The 18,527-nt window shown below is 55.5% G+C and carries 11 protein-coding genes; 3 read left to right on the top strand and 8 right to left on the bottom strand.

What is annotated here, in order from left to right:
* The first annotated feature begins 125 nt into the window (after positions 1–125).
* Positions 126–1,133, top strand: a complete 1,008-nt coding sequence (asnA, locus tag QU660_RS02410) for an aspartate--ammonia ligase (protein WP_304946755.1) — start codon at positions 126–128, stop codon at positions 1,131–1,133.
* A 217-nt stretch (positions 1,134–1,350) separates the two neighbouring features.
* Here the strand turns inward: asnA and QU660_RS02405 are convergent, their stop codons facing one another.
* The gene (locus QU660_RS02405; RefSeq protein WP_304946754.1) at positions 1,351–2,316 is read right to left on the bottom strand and encodes a tRNA dihydrouridine synthase; all 966 of its coding nucleotides are present in this window, start codon (positions 2,314–2,316) and stop codon (positions 1,351–1,353) included.
* A 117-nt stretch (positions 2,317–2,433) separates the two neighbouring features.
* Here QU660_RS02405 and pap point away from each other — a divergent pair, with 117 nt between their 5' ends.
* Both pap and QU660_RS02390 read left to right on the top strand, forming a co-directional pair.
* Positions 2,434–3,912, top strand: a complete 1,479-nt coding sequence (gene pap, locus QU660_RS02400; protein ID WP_304946753.1) for a polyphosphate:AMP phosphotransferase — start codon at positions 2,434–2,436, stop codon at positions 3,910–3,912.
* Between the two features lie 171 nt (positions 3,913–4,083).
* Positions 4,084–4,374 (top strand): type II toxin-antitoxin system death-on-curing family toxin, encoded by a 291-nt coding sequence (locus QU660_RS02390; protein WP_304946752.1) that lies wholly within the window; start codon positions 4,084–4,086, stop codon positions 4,372–4,374.
* A 137-nt stretch (positions 4,375–4,511) separates the two neighbouring features.
* On the opposite strand, the gene typA is transcribed toward QU660_RS02390, so the two are convergent.
* The 7 genes from typA to QU660_RS02355 form a co-directional block, all read right to left on the bottom strand.
* Positions 4,512–6,350, bottom strand: a complete 1,839-nt coding sequence (typA, locus tag QU660_RS02385) for a translational GTPase TypA (RefSeq protein ID WP_304946751.1) — start codon at positions 6,348–6,350, stop codon at positions 4,512–4,514.
* Between the two features lie 111 nt (positions 6,351–6,461).
* Complete coding sequence (locus tag QU660_RS02380; protein WP_304946750.1) at positions 6,462–7,076, bottom strand: L-2-amino-thiazoline-4-carboxylic acid hydrolase; 615 nt, start codon at positions 7,074–7,076, stop codon at positions 6,462–6,464.
* A gap of 163 nt (positions 7,077–7,239) precedes the next feature.
* A complete protein-coding gene (locus tag QU660_RS02375) occupies positions 7,240–7,884 on the bottom strand; it encodes a potassium channel family protein (protein WP_304946749.1) in 645 nt (214 codons plus the stop codon).
* 14 nt (positions 7,885–7,898) lie between these two features.
* Positions 7,899–9,284, bottom strand: coding sequence for a TrkH family potassium uptake protein (locus QU660_RS02370; RefSeq protein ID WP_304946748.1), 1,386 nt, complete (start codon positions 9,282–9,284; stop codon positions 7,899–7,901).
* Positions 9,285–9,611: 327 nt separating this feature from the next.
* Positions 9,612–10,355: a hypothetical protein gene (locus QU660_RS02365; protein WP_304946747.1), complete on the bottom strand. Its 744-nt coding sequence runs from the start codon at positions 10,353–10,355 to the stop codon at positions 9,612–9,614.
* A gap of 158 nt (positions 10,356–10,513) precedes the next feature.
* The gene (locus tag QU660_RS02360; RefSeq protein ID WP_304946746.1) at positions 10,514–13,219 is read right to left on the bottom strand and encodes a transglycosylase domain-containing protein; all 2,706 of its coding nucleotides are present in this window, start codon (positions 13,217–13,219) and stop codon (positions 10,514–10,516) included.
* A 138-nt stretch (positions 13,220–13,357) separates the two neighbouring features.
* The gene (locus tag QU660_RS02355; protein ID WP_304946745.1) at positions 13,358–18,229 is read right to left on the bottom strand and encodes an InlB B-repeat-containing protein; all 4,872 of its coding nucleotides are present in this window, start codon (positions 18,227–18,229) and stop codon (positions 13,358–13,360) included.
* Positions 18,230–18,527 lie beyond the last annotated feature (298 nt).

Below are 18,527 nucleotides of genomic sequence, written 5' to 3'. Positions count from 1 at the left end.
ATCCTTCATTCTAGCATCCTCCCCCCGAATTTGGAAGCTGAAGCTGAAAAAACCTTGCACCCTTCTTTCACGCGTGCTATGCTGATACGAAATTTTTATTACGCTCAGCAGAATGGAGGCAAACCATGGCACTGGTCATTCCGGAGCACTACGATCCCGTGCTCTCTGTCCGTGAAACCCAGGAGGCAATTAAGTTTATTCGCGATTTGTTTCAGAAGGAGTTCGGCCGCCAGATGAATTTGGAGCGCGTCTCCGCGCCCCTCTTTGTGACCGAGAAGAGCGGATTAAACGACAACTTAAACGGCGTGGAGCGGCCGGTAAACTTTGACCTGCTTACTCTGCCGGGCGAGAACATTGAAGTCGTGCAGTCCCTCGCAAAGTGGAAGCGCCTTGCCTTAAAGCGCTATCACTTTAAGCCGGGCGAAGGCCTCTACACCAATATGAACGCAATCCGCCGCGACGAGACGCCGGATAATCTCCACTCCTTCTATGTGGACCAGTGGGACTGGGAGCGCGTACTTAGGAAGGAAGACCGAAGCCTTGAGGTGCTCGAGGACACCGTTCAGCGCATCTACACCATCATCAAGCACATGCAGCATGAGGTCTGGTATAAGTACCCGGATGCCTGCTACCGTCTCCCGCGGGAAATCACCTTCATCACTTCGGAAGAACTTCTGAAGCGCTACCCGACACTCAGCCCGAAGGAGCGCGAAAATGCGATTGCGCGTGAGTGCGGCGCGGTTTTCGTGGAGCAAATCGGTGCGGCACTCTCGAACGGCGAGCCGCACGATCTCCGTGCGCCGGACTACGATGACTGGAGCTTGAACGGCGACATTCTCTGCTGGTTTGAGCCCTTGCAGTGCGCGCTCGAACTTTCGAGCATGGGCATACGCGTATCCCCGGAGAGCCTGGATGCTCAGCTGAAACTCGCGGGTTGCGAGAACCGCCGTGAACTTCCCTATCACAAGGCGCTCTTAAACGGCGAACTCCCCTATACCATAGGCGGCGGTATCGGCCAGAGCCGTCTCTGCATGCTCTTACTCGGCAGAGCGCACATCGGTGAAGTGCAGGCCAGCATATGGCCAGAGGAGATGATCGAGACCTGCGCGGCCCACAACATCACCCTGCTGTAACGCGCAAAGACCGCGGCCTTTCGGGCCTGCATCCGTATACAAGGCCAACGGAAGACAAAAAAATCCGCAGACAGTCGACTGTCTGCGGATTTTTTGTATCTGCTTTGTTATCCCAATTTATGCCGTTTCGATCGCGTTTTTTCGAGTTTCATCGTTTCGATTTTTCGTCTTATCGAAATATCGTCTTTTTGAATTCAGCATTTCCGCTCTTTTCCGCTCAGAGTGTGAGCAGCTGCTCCGCCCGGAGCTCGTACTCGCCGAGGGTCTTGCTCTTTTTGAGTTCCCGCACCGCTCTCTCCTGTTCCGGAAAGGCAAGTCCCAGATAGTCCCAGACCTCCTTCATGCGGCAGAGCGTCGCATTCTCATAGAGAAAACTCTCCCGGTAGCCCTGAAGGAGCGCCGCGTGGAAGGCATGGCGCTGCTGCTTCTCTTCTTCTGCGGAGAGCGCTGCCGCACCGCGAAGGCGTCTCAAATAGCGCGCCGGAAGCATGGGGTCTCGCAACAGTCCCCGCCCGAGCATGATATGAGAGACCGCAGGAAAACGCTCCAGGATGCGGTCTATATCCTCTTCGTCGATCAGATCTCCGTTATAGCCGAGCGGCATCTTTGCCCCCTCCGCGGCCAGAGCGAACATATCGAGGTGAACCGTTCCCCGGTAAAACTCCTTCTGAATCCGCGGGTGGACTATGAGTTCCGAGAGCGGAAAGTCGTTGTAGATTTTGAGTATCTCCGGAAACTCCGCTGGGTCCTTTACCCCGAGTCTCGTCTTCACGCCGAGCTTCGTATCCGCAGGCAAGTTGCGAAAAACCTCTTCAAAAAAGTGCCTGAGCGCCGTGAGCTCCGAAAGAAAGCCCGAGCCCTTTTTCTTTGCCGTGACCGTCCCCGAGGGGCAGCCGAGGTTCAGATTAAGCTCTTTGTAGCCGTAGTCTCTCAGAATTTCCGCGGCAAAGAGAAAATCCTCCGCGTTGTTCGTGAGTAGCTGCGGGATCAGCGGCACGCCCGCATTGTTCTCCGGCAGAATATCGCGCCGGTCGCGCTTCGTGATACCCGCACCCGCATGCCCCGGCGAGATGAAGGGCGAGTAAAAGCGCGCAACGCCCCCGTAGCAGCGCTTCAGCGCATTTCGATATACATAGCCCGTGATGCCCTCCATCGGCGCGAGCGAAAAGATAAGTTCTCTCATGCAACACTCCCTCATTTTTACATGCCCACCATTGTAGCGAAGTTCCCGAAAAGACGCAAGACAATGGACAGACGCAAAATCTGTGCTACACTTTTCTTAGAAAGTGAGGGCTCTGCCATGTTGGAAGAAGTAAATCTCAAAACGAAACTCGAGAAAGCCGACTATGAGGCTGTGATGCCCGCGCTGAAACAGCAGCTTGCCGCCCTGGATGCGCCGCTGCGCAGCGCCGGACTCCCGGTCATCATCCTCTTCGAGGGCTGGTCCGCAGCCGGAAAGGGCAAGATGATAGGGCGTCTCATCAAAAATCTGGATCCCCGCTGGTTCAAGGTCGTGAACACCCAGGCGCCGACCGAACTCGAGCAGCGCTATCCCTACCTCCGCCGCCACTGGCTCACCATCCCGGAGGAGGGCATGTTTTCGATTATGGACCGCTCCTGGTATCAGGAGGTCTCGGTTCGCGCGATTGCGGAGAAGCTTACTCCGCGCTGCGTGGAAACCCGGCTCGCCGACATCCGCCGCTTTGAAAAGACGCTCACGGATAACGGCTATCTGATTTTAAAGTTTTTCCTCCACATCTCCGAGCGGGAGATGAAGACACGCTTAAAGGAGCTGGCCGACAACCCGGAGACCGCCTTCCGCGTCGTGAAATCCGACCGGAAGCAGCTCGCGCACTATGAGGACTACTACCGCGCCTTTGACCGCATGATAGAAAAAACACAGTCCGCCGAAGCGCCCTGGACTTTGGTCTCCGGCATGGACAGTCGCGCCGCGACGGTTCAGGTGTTCCGCACGGTAATCGATGCCGTACACGCACGGCTTGAGGCACGGCGCAACGGAGAATCCGAAGACGTCTCTCTGCCTCTGCCCGCCTCCGCGAAACCGCTTTCCCTTTCGGATGTCGACTTAACGCAGTCCCTCACGAGAGAGGAATACAAAAAATGCCTCAAAGAAGAAAAGGCACGTCTCGCGAAGAACCAAAATCTCCTCTACTTAAAGCGTATTCCTCTGGTTGTCGGTTTTGAGGGCTGGGATGCGGCCGGGAAGGGCGGCTGTATTAAGCGCCTCTCCTCCCCGCTCGATGCCCGCGGCTACGCGGCGCTCCCCATTGCGAGCCCGACTCCGGAAGAGAAAAAGCGCCACTTCCTCTGGCGCTTCTATGCCCGACTCCCGAAGAGCGGCCACATTGCCATCTTTGACCGGACCTGGTACGGGCGCGTTCTCGTCGAGCGGATTGAGGGCTTTTGCAGTGAGGCGGATTGGAAGCGCGCCTACGGGGAAATCAATGACTTTGAGTCCTACCTCGCAGCGAGCGGCACCCTCGTGGTCAAATTCTGGATCCACATCAGCAAGGACGAACAGCTGAAGCGCTTCCGCGCCAGAGAGCGCACGCCCGAAAAGCAGTGGAAAATCACCGCCGAGGACTGGCGAAACCGCGAAAAGTGGGCGCTCTACGAGACCGCGGTCAACGATATGCTCCGCTACACCTCGACCGAAACCGCGCCCTGGCACATACTCGCCGGAAACGACAAGTACTTTGCCCGGATTCAGGCGCTCCGCATAGTGAACGAGGCGATAGAGGCGAGACTTAAGGGATAGGGGTGAATTGCGCTTTCCGGAAGCAAAATAGGTTTTATTTATCCTATTCTAAGGAAAGAAACTGTCTTATGAATACCAATACCGACAACAAAAAAAACAATGCCCCCCGCTATCTGCCCGTTGAATTCCGTCAGGCAGAACAGGCACAAACCGCTTCCGATGAGGATATCCTTGCAGTTTCGAGTCGCCTCATCTCACAAAACCGCTCTGCCTACCAAGAGCTGGCAAAATGATTTATTTAACCAAAAAGCAGCACAGCTAGGCATCGGTCTCACACAAAATCATGCCTTTATCGATGGAAATAAACGTATTGGCGCACATGCCATGCTCGTATTCCCCGCTTTGAATCAGATTACCATCACGTATACGCAGAAGGAGCTTTCGGATACCTTTCTCTCCGTTGCTGCCGGACAATTATCCTTCGAAGATTTACTGGAATGGATTCTCGCGCATCAGACCTGACACCATCTTTCATCGGCGGCAGTTTACTTCGCGCAGGTTGGCAAGCGACCTCATCACAGCGGGAACCGGCGCATCGTTGATGAGACGCAGTAGCACAAAAAAGACAGCGACCTTACGGCCGCTGCCTTTTCTCTATCTTACGAATTCTGCTTCTGCTTAATCATAGAGCGCTTACGGAGCGTCGGATCCAGAATCTTCTTTCGGATGCGGAGGTTCTCCGGCGTGACCTCGAGGAGCTCATCCGTATCGATGAATTCGAGGCACTGCTCAAGGCTCATGACCTTCGGCGTGACAAGCTTCAGTGCATCGTCCGAGCCGGAAGCACGGGTGTTGGTGAGCTTCTTCGTCTTGCAGACATTGACCTCGACGTCCTCGGACTTGCCGCTCTGACCGATAATCATACCTGCGTAGACCTTGACGCCCGCGCCGATAAAGAGCTGACCTCTCTCCTGCGCCTGGAAAAGTCCGTAGGCAACCGCCTCACCGCTCTCGTACGCAATGATGGAGCCCGCCTTGCGGTAGAACATATCGCCCTTATAGGGACCGTAGCCCTCAAACTCGGTGTTCAGGATACCGTTACCCTTGGTGTCCGTCATGAACTCGCCGCGGTAACCGATTAAGCCGCGCGACGGAATGTTAAACTCAAGGCGGGTATAGTTGCCGTGAATCGGCGTCATGCCGATCAGCTCACCCTTTCTGGAGGTCAGCTTCTGGATGACCGCGCCGGTAAACTCATCCGGGACGTCGACAAAGGCAATCTCCATAGGCTCCAGTCTCTTGTCGCGCTCATCGAAGTGATAGATGACCTCTGCCTTCGAAACTGCGAACTCAAAGCCCTCGCGGCGCATGTTCTCAATTAAGACCGAGAGATGCAGCTCACCGCGGCCGCTCACCTTGAAGCAGTCCGGCGTGAGCTCCTCGACGCGAAGCGAGACATCGGTGTTCAGCTCGCGGAACAGACGTTCGCGCAGGTGACGGGAGGTGATGTACTGTCCCTCCTGGCCCGCAAGCGGGCTGTCGTTGACCATGAAGTTCATCGAGATGGTCGGCTCGGAAATCTTCTGGAACGGAATGGACTCCGGAGATTCGGGACTCGTAATCGTGTCTCCGATGTGCAGGTCGGAGATGCCCGAGATCGCGACGATCGAACCGAACTCCGCTTCTTTCACTTCGACGCGGTTTAAGCCCTCGTACTCGTAGAGCTTACCGATCTTCACGCGGCGCAGCTTATCCGGCTCATGGTGGTTCACCAACGCAACTTCCTGGTTCACGCGAATCGAACCGTTGTCCACCTTGCCCACGCCGATGCGGCCCACATACTCGTTGTAGTCGATCGTGCTGATCAGAATCTGGGTCGGTGCCTCCGGATCGCCCTCCGGTGCCGGGATGTGGTTGATGATGGCCTCAAACAGCGGCTTCATATCCGCATTGTCGCTGTCCAACGAATTCTTTGCCCAACCGCTGCGCGCGGAAGCAAAGATAAACGGACACTCGAGCTGCTGCTCGCTCGCATCGAGATCCATGAGGAGCTCAAGCACCTCATCCACAACCTCGTCCGGACGCGCCTCTGCGCGGTCGCACTTGTTCACGCAGACCACGACATCCAGCGAAAGCTCTAACGCCTTCTTCAGCACAAAACGCGTCTGCGGCATGGTGCCCTCAAAGGCATCGACCACAAGGACCACGCCGTTCACCATCTTTAAGACACGCTCCACCTCGCCGCCGAAATCCGCGTGTCCCGGGGTGTCGATGATGTTAATCTTAACGCCGTCATAGTTTACCGCTGTATTCTTGGAGAGAATCGTGATGCCGCGCTCTCTCTCAATATCGTTGGAATCCATGACGCGATCCACAACCTCCTGATTGGCGCGGAACACGCCGCTCTGCCGCAGCAGCTGGTCCACGAGCGTGGTCTTGCCGTGGTCAACGTGGGCGATGATTGCGACGTTTCTCACATCCGTTCTCGTACTTCTCATTGAAAAATTCCTCTCTCTTTCTGGCTGAGCATTTCAAAACGCAATGTACTATTTTACTATGCTTTGCGATGTATGGCAAGCGGAAAGGGAAAAGGGCGCGGATGACATCGCTCACCGCTCTTCCGTGATGCGCAAGCTGAAATCGCACAGCGCATCCCCATGTCCTATGGTCTTGGTTCTGCCCCACAAGAGCCTGGGGTGCATATTCCCGTAGCAGATATCGTCCGTGTCGCAAAAGCCCTTCACAAGCTCCGGGCAGCCGTAGCGCACACAGCAGTCTTGGTAAGGACATTTCACCATATCGAAGCGCATCTCGGTCTTCGATAAAAATCGGTTCTCGGTTAAAAACCCCGCTTCGGGGACACAGTGTTTCAGCGCCGTATCAAAGAACAGTTTCGGAACCAGTCTGTATAGGCCCGGAATCTTCAATACCGTTCGGATGACGGGCGCCGCACGCTCGGCAAGCCTGCGGTAGTACCCCGTCACAAACGCTGCGGCTTCCTCGCGCTCCATCCCCGCATCCGCTAAGGCATGGAACAAGGCGATGGACGGATAAATGCGCTCCCGCTTCTGCCCGGAGTACGCCGGTGGGTCGTCCTTGTTTTCCGCAAGAAGAACTTCATAGCGCTTCTGCGCCTTTTTCAGGATATCCTGTGCTTTTTCCGCTCCGTATCTTTCTTTTAAGTGCGGCGCCATATGTCGAAGATAGTTCGCTTGTTTTGCCATATCGCCCCCTTCTTCTGCTCGTTTTCTGCCCTGTATTTACCGAAGTTCCTTCATCGTCTCAGGTATTTTATCCTCTGGCAACAGATTTTCCGGCGTGCAAATTCTGCCCAATCCGCATTTGCAACAAGACACAGTTTTCACGACGCAAATCGTCCGTATTTCCTTACTGCCACTTTCTGAGATCCTTTTTCTCCATTGCAACCAGCAATATCTCATCTTCTTTCAGCTGCTCTTCGGGATTACCGAACCTCCAGTTTTTCCCTTTTCCTTTCAGTGCAACCACATTCATCATGTGTTTTTTCCGGAGTTGAAGTTCTATCAGCGTTTTGCCAATCCACTCTTCCCGCACATTTAGTTCTACCACATACAAGTTGTCATCAATTTCCCAAAAATCCTTGAAAGAGGATGAAAGCAAAATTCTTGCCGACCGCATACCTCCCTCTCCCTCCGGATCAAGAATCTTATCCACACCGATTTTACGAAGAATCGAAGCTGTTCTGTCGGTTGATGCCTTTGCAACGATGAGAGGAACCCCCTGCTCCTTTGCAACCGCAACCGACATAATGGCTGCAGCGATATTTGTTCCCGTACATGAAACGACAATGTCCATATTCTTCAAGCCAAGCGCCGCAACTTCTTCTTCGTTCTCCATGTTTGCCTGTACAACAGACGTGCATTTCCCCGAAAAATCATTCACTACCTTTTCATCGCTATCCACGGCCAGAACATCCGCCCCCATAAGATAGAGATTCTCGGCAAGACTTCTGCCATACTTGCCCAAACCCAGTACTGCAATCGACTTTTTCATAATCTAAATCCCCCTTATCCCACGTAAAACGATCCTTTGGAATGTCTGATTTTGTTCTGAGATGTTACATCGCCTGCAAAGAAACATGCCATTGAAATCGGTCCGATTCTACCGAGATACATCGATACAATGACCACAATTCTTCCGAGCGCGTCAAGCTTCGGTGTAAGCGCTCTTGACAATCCAACTGTACCAAGTGCACTTGTAATCTCGTAGCAGGCATCCGTCAATTCGATATTCTCAACTGCCATCAGAAGCACGGTCATCGTGAATAAGACCGAAGCGCTGACCGCTACAATGGCCGCGGCTTTTCTCATCATCTCGGCCGATACGCTTCTATGAAAAATCACTGTCTCTTTTCTTCCGTTAATATAGGAGTACGCATTCATGAAAACCAGAAAAGCAGTAACCGTCTTGATGCCGCCTGCGGTTCCTATCGGAGAACCTCCGATAAACATTAAAACGTATCCTATCAAACAAGAAATCTCTGTCAGTTTTTCCTGCGGTACCGACGCAAATCCCGCAGTTCTGAAACTTACAGATTGAAACAAGCTGTTGCAGAATTTGTCCCACAAATTCATATCTCCGATGGTTCCCGGATTGTTAAATTCTGCCGCCATGATTCCGACAGCACCGGTAATAATCAGTATTGCGGTGACAAGAAGTACCAATTTCGTATGCTCCGGAAACCGTCTCACCGTTGTGACCGGTCCCAAACGATGACGGAAGCCCTGCTTGATGCCATCGACTACATCAAACCACACAACGAAGCCGATTCCACCCAGAATAATGAGTAGCATGGTGGTAAACATGAGGAAAGGCGAATCCCTGAACTCCATCATACTGTTTGGGCCTGTGACATCCATCCCCGCATTACAAAATGCAGAAACAGACTGAAAACAAGCTGCCCACAAACCTTTCAAAATACCGTACCTCGGTATAAACCTGCTTGCATAGAATAAGGCGCCCATACCTTCAAGCAAAAAAGTCCCTTTAAATACTCGCAACAGGAATGCCAAGTGTCCCCTATTTCGCTCAATATTCAGCGCACCACCCAGCAGTTTTCGATCTCCGAGCGTAAATTTCTTTTTCCCCATCAACATAAACAACGCCCCGACCGCAACGACACCGAGTCCTCCGATTTGTATCAGCAACAGAATGACCATCTGCCCGAAAAGGCTCCAGTGCGCATATGTGTCCACAACCACAAGCCCCGTCACACACACAGATGTCGTTGCCGTAAACAGCGCTGTCAAAATCCCTGTGCTCTCTCCCTCCGCTGTCGCAAACGGAAGCATCAAAAGGAGGGTTCCTAAGAAGATAGCGATCAAAAAGCTCAAGGGAATCAAACGTTCCGGCGCAATTCTCATCTGTCTGCGTTTTATCAATTTTTTTATCATAGACTCTCTCTTTTTAACATTCATCTTATGAAACAACTACTGACAACTCATCCTTATTATACGCACACAATTCTTCCCTGTCACCGTCCTCTCCCCACAGTCCCCCTTCCCGCCTTCTCCCATTCTCCCTGTTCTCCCGAATAGAACTCCCCCGAATAAAAAAGAGAGGCCCCCGCCTCTCTCTTTTGTCTCACTCAGCGCACGGTCTTCACAAGCTGCAGCATCGCTTCTTCCGTCAGCGGATGTGCCTCTGCCGCAACGGAATACGAGTAGCCGTCTCTTGTCCAAGTCGCGAGCGACCAACGCCCGGTCTTCCATGCGTCTTCCTTAGTTCTTCTGCTCTTCGGGGGCAGTCGGAAGCTCCGTGCCGAGCGCCAGGGGCTCTGTGTCCAGCACCTCGGCACTGCCGTCCGCCTTCTTCTGTACGGTCAAAAGGCAAAAGCTTCTATCCGCATTCGGGACGGCCCGATTGCCGCAGAGAAGGGTATAGCATTCATCCGGCTCGCCCGCGCCGCCGATGTATGCAAGCGGCTCATAGACGCTGCCAACTTTGCCGGTGAGCGCCGCCTCAAAGACTTCCGTCACTGCGGGATTTGCCTGCGGATCGCTGTCGCCGCTGTTGTACTTCCACTCCGCCGTCATCTTTGCGGCCGCAACCGGCAGCAGTTCCTTGGTGCCGAGGAGTTCTGCCTTGCCGTCCAAATCCGCATAGACATTCACCAGAAGATAGGCGGGTGTGGCATCCGGTGCTACAACCGTTCCCTTGCAAAGATAGGCGTAATTCGTTCCCGCGACCGGCTGTGAGCCCAGCACGGCAAGCACCTCGTACCGATAGCCTGTCATCCCCTCCACGGCCGCATCAAAGGCCTTCATTGCCTCGGCATTGTCCGCCGGCAGAAGACTGTCCTGATTTGCAAACCAGCCGCCAAGCAGGATATCATCTCCCTCTCTCGTCTCTGTTTCCGCACTGCTCTCCGCGGCTGCTACCGTACTCGCCTGTGTATTTCCGTTTCCGCAAGCCGTGAGCATCACACCCATCATAACAGCCGCTATCATCATTCTCTTTTTCATCTCTTTCGCATCCTTTCTTGTTCCGCCCGCTCGGGCTCTTCTTCTCTGCCTACACTGATTCAGACGGAACGGAACACCGTGAGGTCACAGTTTCGCCAAAAAAATTGTGCAGAACATGTCTGCACAATTTTTCGTTTCACATCGCCCCGCTCCGCCTTTTAATGCTTCTTTTTCTTTTTCGGCGCCGTGGTCTCTTTGGTCGCCTTCTTCTTGGTCTCGGCGCTCGTCTCTTTCTTCGGCTGCACCTTACTCTGCGTTTCATCCGCCGCGTTATCGCCGGGTTTGATGCCCGGAATTCCGATTGCTTCTCCGCCTACACCGCGCGAGGGCAGGAGACTTGCGGCCGAGGTGTGGATGTTGCAGCGCTGGTAGGGCGTCAGTCTCGAATCATCCGTTTCGACTTCCGAATCCGGCACGACCATGACCACGCGTGTCGTGGTCGGGCAGTACGTGGTCGGCAGCAGTCCCGTGACCGAGCAGACTGTCATGGTCGTGTGCTTATCGCACATCTCGGTCGGGATGGTGCCGCGCGCAAAGTATTCGGTGTAGACCGCGTCCCCGCGCGGATCCCGGCTGCAAATACCCTTGACCGGGAGTTTCCCCGACTTTCTGCAGATTTCCGCGCTCACAATGCTGTCCGGCATCGCAAAGCCCGGGTCCGGTTTATCCTGATGAATGCGCTCCATAATCTTGCGCCAAATATCCTTGTGGAAGGAGTTGCCGCCGTTTCCGTCCGTGAGCGGCTGGTTCTCATCGCAGCCGGCCCAAATGCCCGCCGTATAGTACGGCGTGTAGCCCACAAACCAGACGTCCACGTTGTTGCTCGTGGTGCCGGACTTTCCCGCGCTGCTCATGTTCGACGGCTTGGCGCGCGTACTCGTCGTGTTGACGTTGACACCGCTGCTTGCAAACTTGCGGTTCGGCAGCATGGACTGCTGCAGGGCATCCGTGAGCAGAAAGGCCGTGGAGTCCTTGATGACGCGGCGCTGCTCCGGATTATTCTCGAGCAGTACCTTGCCGTTGTGATCCACAATCTTCGTGTAGAAAACGGGTTTCGTATAGACACCCTGGTTCGCAATCGCGGCAAAGGCCGCGGTGAGTTCCAGATTGTTGACACCCTTCGTGAGACCGCCGAGCGCCATGGCCGGGTTGTAGTCCGAGTCCGTGAGGCTCGTGATGCCGAACTTCTTGCTGTACTCCGCGCCGAGCTGCGGGCTCACCGTCTCCATGAGGCAGCGCACCGCGACAATGTTCATCGAGTACATGATGCCGTCCCGTATGCTGGACCAGCCGAGATAATTATCGTCTCCGTACCAGTTCCGGAACTGCTTCTTGTTGGCCTCGTAGGGGCCGTCGTAGTAGACCGAGCCGAGCGTCTGTCCGCAGGCATCGAGCGCCGGCGCAAAGGCCGCGAGTACCTTAAAGGTGGAACCCGGCTGACGGTAGGAATCGGTCGCGCGGTTTAAGGAGAGGGAGACCGTCTTTTCGCCGCGGCCGCCGGAGAGCGCTTTCACCTTGCCCGTGCTGTGCTCCATGAGCACGAACGAATCCTGCGGCTCGAGGATGATGTGCATGCTCTCACCGATAATCTGATCGTCCGCGGGATTCACGACACTCGCCTTAAAGGCCTCGGCATCCGCCTTTGCCTCGGCATCCGTGCGATACAGGCCGTCAAACTCCTTGCCCTTCTTCGCGAGCACATCCTTCTCACTGTAGTTCTGCACCTCACCGCTTGCCCGCTTCACCGAGAGGCGATATTCCAGCGCATACTTGGTGACCGCGTAGTTCTCGGGATTGTTGATCTCGCTGTCCACAATGGCCTGCAAGCCGGGATCCTGGGTCGTGTAAATCGAGAGCCCGCCGCTGTACAAGAGATTATGGGCCTGGGTATCCGTATAGCCGAACTTGTCCTTGAGGTCCTGCTGCACCTGACTCACAAGCTCGTCGGTAAAGTAGCTGTAGGTGTGAGTTGCCTTCTCCTTGGAAACCAGGTCGGCATTTTCAATGCGATCGTAGACATTGTCCGCTAGCGCCTCCTCCTGCTCTTCCTTGGTGATGTAACCCTGCCGCAGCATATAGCGGAGTATCACCTTCCGCTTCTCCTCGTTTGCCTGCCGCCCCGTGATGGGGTTTAGGCGCGAGGGGTTCTGGGTGATGCCGGCCAGCACAGTGCACTCGGAGAGGGTAAGATCTTTAACCTCTTTGTTAAAGTAACGGCGCGCCGCCACCTTGACGCCGAGGGCATTGCTGCCGAGGTTAATCGTATTCAGGTAGTTGGTCAGAATCTCTTCTTTGCTCATCATCTGCTCCAGTTTGAGCGCCAGATACTGCTCCTGAATTTTTCTGGTCAACTTCTCACCGAAGCTCTTTTCCCGACCGCCGTTAAAAAGGTTGTTTTTAATGAGCTGTTGGGTGATGGTGGAGCCGCCGCCCGAACTCGAGGTGCCGCGAAGCACTCCCACAACGGCGCGCATAATGGAGCGCGTGTCGACACCGTTGTGCTTCCAGAAACGCTCGTCCTCAATCGCGACAAAGGCATTCACGAGGTTCTTCGGAAGCTCCTCATACGTCGCCTCCTGCCGATTGGCCCCCGCCATGACGAGGGTTTCGACCAGATTTCCGTCCGCATCGTAGACCGAGGTGGCAAAGCCCATGGGGGCGATGCTGTCCGCCTTGAGTTCCGGCGCGGAGTCCACAATCCCCCGAAGGGCGCCTGCCGCAAAGGCCGCGCCGAGCGCCGCGGTCAAAAACAGCAGCATAATCAAGACGCGCGCTGCCGTTAGGGCAATCAGATTTTTTAGTTTGCTCCGGTGCGCGTCTCTGTCTTTCAGCGCGCGCTCCACGGAATTTCTTCCAAAATCCACAGGGCACTCCTTCAAATAAATTTCGATGGTTCGTTTCATTATAGCACGTGCCCGTATCGAACTCCAGCAAACGCAAAAAAGGACTGTGCTTTCGCACAGTCCTTCTCTGTCACTTCACGAAAAGCCGCGTCACATGCTTTACCGCTCTTTTCTTCTTCTGCCTAAGACCGCGTAAGCCGCAAGCAGGAAGCCCGCCGCGGTGCCCGCAAAGTTCAGCGCAAACGGCGCCTCACCGGTCTTCGGGAGTCGGTCCTTGTTGCTGCCGACCGCCGTGCCGCGGTTCGTTGCTCTCTTGCCGCCGTCCTGCGACAGCGCGTTGCCCTTGTCAAGCGTATCCGCATTCTTCTGCGGGCTCGGCTCGATAACAGGCTTTTTGTCCTCGCCCTGATTCGGGGTCGTATTCGGCTGCGTGTTGTTCGGCTGTGTTGCGCTCGGTGTTCCCGTCGCGACATTGTTCGGGGTCACCGTGCCGCGGCGTCCGCTGCTGCGGCTGCCGCCGCCACCGCCGCCACCGCCGCTGCCACCGCTGCCGCCGACGGCGTTCTCGCCGTCACGGTCCGTCTGATAAACAGCGACCAGGGCAACGTCATGCGTGGTGCCTGCCGGAATGGTGTTTAAGAACTTGCCGCCGACAACCTTCCAGGTCCAGAACTTAACGCCCTGCTTCACAGCGCCGTTCGGGTTAATCTCGTCCTCAATCGTAAAGGTGGTCGGGTTTGCTGCGTCGTTCACACCGCCTGCCGTATCGTAGGTGATGCGATAGCGAATCGGCTCCCAAACTGCCTTGAACGCGACATCGCCGTCGCTGCCGGAGAGAATCTGATTGTCTGCGACACCCGGGGCCGTCACCTTCTCCCAGTGGCTGAAGGTGTAACCGATGCGGCTCGGGGTGGGCAGCGTAATCGTTGCATCCTCAATCGTATAGCTCGTCGGAAGCGTACCGAGTCCCTGAACCGGGCTGTTCGCCGTCTCGCCGGTGTCGTAAGTGATGTTGTAATGATTGAGCGTCCAGTTTGCCGTTAAGTTCTGCTGGCCCGTGGTGCCTGCCGGAATGCTCGTCACGGTCTGTCCGTTCAAGCTCCAGCTGCCCGTGTAACCGCGGCGCACCGGCGGTGCAAGCTGCACATCGTCATCGACCGTAAAGCTCGGCACATTGGAGGCCGGATTGGTCGGGGTGCCGATGCCCGTGCCCGGGTTCAGATTGTAGTTGATGCTATAGCTATTGAGCTGCCACTTTGCATAGTAGGTCTTTGCCGCCGCATCCGCGGTGTGAAGGGTCGTGATCGGCGTGCCGGTAAGGGCTGCGTTGTCATACCAACCCTGGAAGCTCGCGCCGTTACGGGTCGGAATGCCGAGTGCAAAGTCCGCATCCTCAACCGTGTAGGAATTCGGGGTGACCGCAGTTGCCGGGCTGGTCGCCGAATCGTTCATCACATAGGTGATCGGGTAGCTCAGCGCATTGCCCCACTTTGCGTAGTAGTGCTTATCTTCCGCATCCATCGTATGAAGCGTCGTGACCGGCGTGCCGGTAAGCGCCGCATTGTCATACCAGTTTTCAAAGGTATAACCGGTGCGCGTTGCCGGGCGCAGGGTGTAATCCGCGTCTTCAACCGTGTAGCTCGTGAGCAAAGCGTTCGGATTTACCGCCGTAAGACCCGCCGGAACCGTGTCGTTCAGCGTCCACTGCACGTTGTAGGCATTCGGTGCGCTCCACTTTGCGTAGACCGTGTAATTGACCGCAGTCGCCGGGTTGATGGAAGAAATCGGAGTCGTGAGACCCGCATCCGCATACCAGCCGAGGAAGGTGTAACCCGTGCGGGTCGGTGCCTGCAGGTTAATGCTCGGATCCGTCACATCGAAGCCGCCCGGGTTAGCCGCCGGATTGCTTGCCGTGTGGCCCGCCGGCGTCGTATCGTTCAACACATAGGTGATCGAATACGGAAGCGGTGCACTCCACTTCGCAAAGAGATCGGTCGGGTTCGTGTCGCCCTGTGCAGTCAGCAGCGTTGCCGGTGCCGCAGTCGTGAGACCCGCATCCGTAAACCAGCCGAGGAAGGTATAGCCCGGACGGGTCGGGGTGCCGAAGGTATGATCCGGAGACTCTGCCGTGTAAGTCGTAAAGCCCGCATCCGGGTTGTTTGCCGGCTGAGCTGCGGAATCGTTCAGGTGATATGCTAGGTTATAGTTCTTTGCGGTCCACTTCGCATAGTAGTGCTTATCGCCCGCCGGAACCGCACTCGTAACCAGAGTCGAAACCGGGGTGCCCGCGAAGAGCTGGTTGTCATACCAGCCGTCAAAGTTGTAGCCCGGCCAGGTCATGGGCTGAATCGCGACGTTTGGATCCGTGACCTTATAGCTCGTCACGGTGTTCGGGTTTACCGCCGCGCCCGCGGTGCGGGACGCCGGGTTCACATTCGTCGTGTACTGAATGTTGTAGTTGTTTTCGGTCCAGTTTGCGGTCATCGTAATCACGCCGTTATTCGTGGTCACGAGGTTTGCCGGAGTCGCTCCGTCCGCATAGGTCTGACCGTTCGAACCGGTCCAGCCGTTAAAGGTATAGCCGTTCACGGCAAAGTGATTCGTGAGGTTTGCTGTCCCCGTGCTGCCGGTAATGGTCTGATCCGCCATGGTGCCGGTCGCGGTCTGTCCCGCCGGTGCGTTTGCGACAAACTTCACCGTGTACTGGTGCGGGTTTCTGGTCACGGGACCCGGGACATAGGTAATCGTATAGGTACCGATTGCAGCGCTGCCCGCAGCACCGTTATCAAAGGTAGTCGGCGCAAGCGGCGTCGCATTGTCCGTCGTCGTGGTCGCAACCGGCTGGCTGTTGTCAAAGTTCACGCTGACGCCCGTCACGCGGTCGTTGCCGATGAGGCCCGTTGCCGTCACATGGGAGGGATCCCAGGTGAGCGTCTCGGTCGCCGTCACGGTGCGCGGTTTCACGGTAATCGTGAGCGGCACATTGACCGCACCGCTGCCCGCATTGGTGAAGCCGCCGTTCGCGCCCTGCACGAGGAAGGAGCTGCCGCCGGTCACATTGATGGTGCCGTTATTCGTGACATTGCTGCCCGCAGGAACACCGAGGGTCTTGCCGTTCGTGTTGATCACGACACCCGCCGGGATGTTCTGCGTCACAACCGTGTTGTTGGTCAGCGTAATCGCCGGATTGCCGTTCTGGCTAGACCATGCGATAGCGTCATCGAGGTTACTGAAGTAGTGCCTCTGGCCGCCCACTTCCACATAGGCGACATCGCTGGTGACAAGCGGAATCGACTGATCCACCGTTGTTGCGTTCTGATTATAGGAACTGAACTCGACAAAGAAACCAAAAACATAGATAGCCGGGTGCCAGTTATTCAGGTTCGGCAAATCGTTCCATGTGCCGGTACCGTGGTGAACCTGCATGAAACCTTCTTTATAACTTGTTCCGGGCATGTTCGCAGAGTCCGGCTGTCCGGGACCCCAGTTCGTATAGGCTCCGTTGATTGCACCACGTCCGTTGGCTTCATAAAATTCTGTGTTCGTCTCCGGGCCGTCCTGCCATCTCCACTGATGCCAGCTACCACCCGCTGTGTTTCCATGCTGCAGCAGGTTGGAGAAAACGCCTGTGACGCCAGCCGTACTGTTGTCGTACCAGTTCGGAACGCTCGACGCATCGTTGACACCTTCGAGACGCGCACCGCCGGACCAAGCGCCTTTCATTGTAATATTGTCAAGGGTCCGATCTTCCGATTGTGACGTAATGGTCGCAAGATAGCCCTGCATACCGTTCAGCTTATAGGATTTCGCGAGATTATAGCTCTCTGCCCAGCTGATTTCCGTATTGGCCACGGGTTCCACATACATATAATAATGCTCTGCGCCGTCGCCCGCGACCGGATTCGGAATAATTGCCTTGGTGATGGTCGCACCGGTCGGCAGGTTATTTGCACCGTTTCCAAGCGTAATCTTGACCTGCTGCGTAGCCCCTGCGCTCGGCAGATGGAACTTAATGTTATTCTCAATAAAAGTCTGCGCATCCGCCGGTGTAAGCGCCGTCGGGAAAATAATCTGGTAGAACTTATGCGCACTCAGAATGTCCGTAAAGGTCTGAACACCGGTCGGCGTGCTGAGGAGCTCAATGCTGCCCGTATCGACCTGGAAGTTCATCGAGGTGATGCCGGTTCCCGGGGTGTCGGTGACCGTCACATCCTTTAACTTGTAGGCCAGACGATTGTCGTCGTCGTAGTCGAGGCGCTGAAACGCGACCGAGAGCGGCAACGGGGTCGCGGAGGTCGGCGTATAGTTCACGACCGCGAACGGCGAGAAGTGCTCGGCTGCCGCCTGCAGAACCGGCGTATTCTCATTGAGGCCCGCGCGGAGGGTATCGACCTTCTCGTTTGCCTCGTCGATGTGGAGCACGGAGACAGCGTTCTGCTCGACTTCATCCGCAGCTGCGCCCGTCTCGGCACTCGCCGCCGAGACTATCGTGACATTGCGGAAGGAAACCGCAAGCGTGCCCTTCGTGTTGTCCGGCTGAATTTCTTCGCCTGCGGCATTCAAAACCGTGAGGTCGCAGAGGAACTGTGCCGTTGCGGACTTGCCCGACGCCTCCGCGTGCTCGTTGATCTTTGCGAGCACTTCTTTTTCTTCCGCTTCGGTAAGATTTCTCGCCTTCAGGCTTGCACCCTCCGGTAAGACACCGGCCGGCGCGCTGACCTCAATGTCAACGCCGTCCAGACGCGTATGCAGTACCTTCGTCGCATTCGAAGGCGTGCCCCAGCGCTTCGAACCTGCGAGCAGGTCCTGTTTTCCGCCTGCGTCGGAAGGGCTTGCCGCCTCTCCTGCCTGCAACTGCCGCCGCACGTCTTTCGGGAGCGCGAGATCGTTGATGAGCTCCGCATCCTCCCGGAATTCTTCCGCAGACAGCGCCGCAAACGCGGGCGTTGCCGTCGAGACGTTCAGTGCAACCATCGCCGCACTGAGCATTCCGGCCAGCAAACGCTTTGACCAGTTTCTTCGTTTTCTCATACATCCTCCTTTGTTCTGCCTGAAAGCTTCAGCTATAGGGATTTATTCAAGTTTTAACCCAATATTAAGAAATAGTCAATCTTTCTAAATAGAATATTTCGTTTCTATTCTGTTTTTCTTACCAGTTAAAGAGTTCAATCTTCTGTATTTCCCTTCCGTTGCCATATTATCGGGATTTATGTCGTGTGATTTTAGGCATGCAATAACAAAAAGATTATGGCTGTCCGTTTCATCTTCTCCATGAAGCCATTTGCATTTCATGGTATGCTCTTAACGAATCCTTTGAATGAATTCCCTT

The organism is Stomatobaculum sp. F0698, from assembly GCF_030644385.1.
GTDB lineage: Bacteria > Bacillota > Clostridia > Lachnospirales > Lachnospiraceae > Moryella.
The sequence above is the reverse complement of the archived record's forward strand: the minus strand, read 5'-3'. Positions and strand labels throughout refer to the sequence as shown.